This window comes from Synechococcus sp. MU1655 (genome assembly GCF_023630655.1).
Classification (GTDB): Bacteria; Cyanobacteriota; Cyanobacteriia; order PCC-6307; family Cyanobiaceae; genus Synechococcus_C.
On the sequence record NZ_JAKUHK010000199.1, the window covers coordinates 1 to 3,920 of the forward strand.

A 3,920-nucleotide genomic window follows, 5' to 3' on the forward strand; every position below is an offset into this window, starting at 1 on the left:
GGTGCAAGGCCAGCTCCAGGTCTTGCGCGACGTTGCTCTTCGGTTTTGGGCGATTTGCCGCTGAGCAACTTGTCGCGTCTGTTGCAGTGTCAGTTGGTGGATGTTTCTTTGCCCAAGCAAGCCGCACCTCATGCGTTGTCGGCTGTGATTGGCTTCAACAGTTTTGGCAGCTTGCTTTGGCCTGCCAACTCTCTTTCGAAAATCGTCAAAGTGCCTGTGTTGTTGACGGGCGGCACCCTTGACCTGATCACGCCACCGATCAGCGAACAGTTGGGTTTGTTGTTGGCGATGCCTGCCGATCCTTCCAGTCGAGTGGTGCTTGTGGAGGGAGCGAGTCATTTTTCCCCCGTGCGGGTGGAGGGGCAAAGACAAGGTGGACGGGGTGAGGATCTCTTTCAGCTGGGAGAAGAACTCGTGGGTGTTCAGCCGCTCCAGGTCCAAGCGCTCTTGGAGCAGGAGGTGGTGCAGTTTTTAGTGGAACAAGAACAGAGCAATGCTGAGCCCCGATCTACGGCCAAGACGCTGCATTTGAAGCTGGGCGAGCTTCACCTTCATCGGCTCGATCGAGAAGCGGCGTCAGCCTTGGTGCATCAGTAACGGATGCGTGGATCGAGCACTGCCACCAAGAGATCAACGGCCACGCTCACCATCACAACGAGGGCGGCAATGGCCACAACGATGCCTTGAACAACGGGATAGTCGCGTTGGTTGATGCTCTCTTGAAGGCGCATGGCAATGCCTGGCCAGGAGAAGGTCACTTCAATCAGCAGAGCTCCACCGATGAGCGATGCAACCGTGATGCCTGCAATGGTGAGTACGGGCAGCAGAGCATTGGGTAAGGCATGGCGCAGCACGACCTGCGTTTCGCTCAGTCCTCGGCTCCTTGCCGATTCCACATAATCCGATTTCAAGGTGCGGTTCAGATTCAGCCTTAGCGCGTTGGTGAACACTCCACTGAGCAGTAGGCCCAAGGTGCAGGCCGGAAGCACGAGGTGACGAATGGTTCCTTGGAGGGCCGACCAATTGCCGCTGATCACGCTGTCAAAGATCAGAAACCCGCTGCCCTCTGGGGGAATCAAGCTGGGAGGGAATCTGCCGCCAACGGGCAACCAGCCGAGCATGACCGCAAACACGAGCTGGATGAGCATGGCCGCCCAAAAGGGGGGTAACGCATAGGTGCCAATTCCGTAGAAGCGGCCTGCGAGGTCAAATTTCCCCTCGGGTCGTGCAATCCCGCTAAATCCCACCGCCAAGCCCAGAACGGCCGAGATGATTAAGGCTGTGATGCCCAATTCCAGGCTGGCTGGCAGCGTTTTACTGATGATCGAACGCACCGACTCGTTATTAATCAGGGCAACGCCTAAATCTCCATGAACGAGCCTGCTTAGAAAATCTAAATATTGATTCCAGAGCGATTGATCGAGGCCCAAGCTGCTCCGCAGGGCAGCTTTGGCCGCTTCTGGGGCCCTACTCCCAAGCACTGCATCCACCGGGTCCCCTGGGGCGACACGCAGAAGCAGAAACACCAGGCTGGCGATCAGCCAAAGCATCAGTGGAGCTAGTGCGAGTCGGGTTGCGCAGTAGCGAAAAAGCTCCCTTCCCCGTGCCATTAGCGTCGCTCTCCCAGTTGGGCCAAATCCACGAACCCGTTGCCATTAAAGATGGGAGGGTTCAAATGGATTTGAGCCCAGGCTTTTGGAGCCACAAACCAGACCGGAATGTAAGGCGCTCCTTGAGCGGCTATCGCATCCACGGTTGCCAGTTCTTGAAGTCGTGGAGCACCCTTCAGCATGTCGCTACGGGTCAAGGCCTCTTGCAGCCCTGGTGTGGTCCAGAACGTGCCGCCATCGACGGCTTCACCCTTCTCGCAGATGTTTCCTTTGGCGCGCTTGCAACTGAGCAATGGGGAGAGATAGGCCTCGGGATCTGGATAGGAGCCACTCCAGTCAAGAATCACCGCCTCGAACGAGCCCTCGCTGAGCTGTTTGTAGACCGTGGTCGACTCCACTCCATTGAGGGTCATTTGGACGCAATTGGGCAGATCGCGTTTCAGCTGAGCTTGCCAGGTGAGTGCCATTAAGCGATCGGAGGGCACGTTGGTGCGGAATGTGAAGGGCACTTGCAGTCGACGTCCTTTGCAGTACCCGGCCTGTTCAAACAACTTGCGGGCTGTGGCGAGGTTGTAGGCCGGCCAGGGTTCAGTTTTGCCTCCTCGCAAACTTGGTGGAATCAGCGAGCGCAATGGCTCTCTTTGCGAGTAGCTAACCCGGGTGCTGATCAGCCGGCGATCGAGGCTGTGGGCGAGTGCCCGACGCACGGTTTGACTTTGCAGCGGCGGGCTGTTGCTGCGCAGGGTCACGAAGGTGATGTTCATGGCAGGCCCTTTGCTCTCTTGAAGAAGCGTCTTGCCAGCCCGTTGGCTCAAGGCTCGTTTCTGATCTTCATCAATGGAGTTCGACAGCAGCACATCCACCTCTCCGCTGATGAGGGCTCCAAACAGTGCTGTGGAATTGCTGAGATTGATGAGGTCGAGTCCCACATTGTTCGGAGGGGCTCCCCAGTACTGACGGAATGGGAGGAGACGCTGTTGGGTGTTGCGAAAGCTGCTGAGGGTGTAAGGGCCCGTTCCAATAAACCGATCATTGAGAAATCGATCGGCATGGTTGGCGTAGGCCTTCGGAGATACGGGGGTGAGATAGGGCGATGTCAGCAGGCTTTCGATCGAGCTTGAGGGCTGCTTCAGGTGCAGACGGATCTCAAACGGGTTGGGCGTTTCAATGGCTGCGATGCGATTGCTCAACAAATAGCGCTGGGAGCCGATGCGTAGGAAGCGATTCAGACTGAAGGCCATCGCCTTCGCGTCAAAACGGCTGCCGTCGTGAAACAGCACATCCCGCCGCAGAGGGATGGTGATGCTGAGGCGGTCCAAACTGACCTCTGGCTTGGATGCAGCCAATTGGGGCTCAAAGTCTCCGTTGTTGCCTCGGATGTAGAGCGTGTCGCCGAGGGCACTCAGGACTTGTAACGCCCCTGTCGTACTGGCCAGTGCTGGATCAAGTGAGGAGATGCGCCCGGCGCTTGCCACCGTCAGGCGTTCGCTTTGGCGTTTGGGTTGGCAAGCGCTTTGGCTGCAGGCAACGGCCAAGATGATCAACACGCTGGCCTGAAGGCTGAAGCGACGGCGATCAGTCACGCAGCGATTCTTGAGATCAACCGCCATTCAACGTCCTAGAGGCTCTGACGTTGTTAGTCGACTTCTTCTGTAGGGCTTGAGATCTGTTCAAGAGCGACTTCAAACACGGGGCAACCATGGGGATCGAGAGGCCACTGGCGGATCCAACAACGGTCATGGTCGTCATCAATCCCAATGACTTGAAACGGACCTTCGCCTGAGCGGAGTTTGATGCAGTCACCCTGATGAAGCGTCATGACAGACCGAGAACTCTGCTGATCGCAGTGTGATCCGTAGGTCAGTGTCAGTTCGTTCGACATGGACGGTTGCCAGCACAAATCTGCAAATGCAGATTTGCTTTGTGATAGTTCTTACGATTTTGCCTCATCTTCGGGCTTGAACGCCGGGTGGAGGATGTGGGCCTCATCAAAGGCAGCCGAGATGGGCATCCAGGCTCAGGACCCCGGGCAGTGCATGAATAGCTTTGAGCGCTGCACTCATTTGCCCATTCCCGACAACGTGCGTGATTACAACGATTTCAGCTCCAGCATCACTGGCTTCGAGCTGAACGATCGATTGGATTGAGACGTTGTGGTCGCCGAAGCAGCTGCCAATCCGGCCGATGACGCCTGGTGCATTTTCTGTTTTGAAACGCACATAATTTCGTTGACTCGTTTGCTCCGTGTTCGCTAGATGGCAGGCGCGCCAGCTGGAGGCTGCCAGCAGAGGGTCCAAGTTTCCCTCTGCT

4 protein-coding genes and 1 pseudogene are annotated in these 3,920 nt (G+C 56.8%); 1 reads left to right on the forward strand and 4 read right to left on the reverse strand.

What is annotated here, in order from left to right; all coding sequences use genetic code 11:
- Positions 1–597 (forward strand): annotated as a pseudogene (locus NCN04_RS09135) (alpha/beta hydrolase); the annotation flags it as partial.
- Here the strand turns inward: NCN04_RS09135 and NCN04_RS09140 are convergent.
- The 4 genes from NCN04_RS09140 to NCN04_RS09155 all read right to left on the reverse strand — a co-directional run.
- Positions 591–1,610, reverse strand: coding sequence for an ABC transporter permease (locus tag NCN04_RS09140; RefSeq protein WP_048346192.1), 1,020 nt, complete (start codon positions 1,608–1,610; stop codon positions 591–593). The pseudogene NCN04_RS09135 and the gene NCN04_RS09140 overlap by 7 nt on opposite strands.
- Complete coding sequence (locus NCN04_RS09145) at positions 1,610–3,220, reverse strand: ABC transporter substrate-binding protein (protein ID WP_250395881.1); 1,611 nt, start codon at positions 3,218–3,220, stop codon at positions 1,610–1,612. Before NCN04_RS09145 ends, NCN04_RS09140 begins: the two co-directional genes overlap by 1 nt.
- A 26-nt stretch (positions 3,221–3,246) precedes the next feature.
- Positions 3,247–3,492, reverse strand: coding sequence for a DUF8657 domain-containing function (locus NCN04_RS09150; RefSeq protein WP_048346194.1), 246 nt, complete (start codon positions 3,490–3,492; stop codon positions 3,247–3,249).
- 106 nt (positions 3,493–3,598) lie between these two features.
- Positions 3,599–3,920: ACT domain-containing protein (locus NCN04_RS09155; protein WP_250395882.1), on the reverse strand; the 322-nt coding region annotated here is incomplete at its 5' end.

Coding starts and splice junctions, on each gene's coding strand:
- NCN04_RS09150 (WP_048346194.1), bottom strand. CDS start 3,492: ATGTCGAACGAACTGACACTGACCTACGGATCACACTGCGATCAGCAG.
- NCN04_RS09145 (WP_250395881.1), bottom strand. CDS start 3,220: ATGGCGGTTGATCTCAAGAATCGCTGCGTGACTGATCGCCGTCGCTTC.
- NCN04_RS09140 (WP_048346192.1), bottom strand. CDS start 1,610: ATGGCACGGGGAAGGGAGCTTTTTCGCTACTGCGCAACCCGACTCGCA.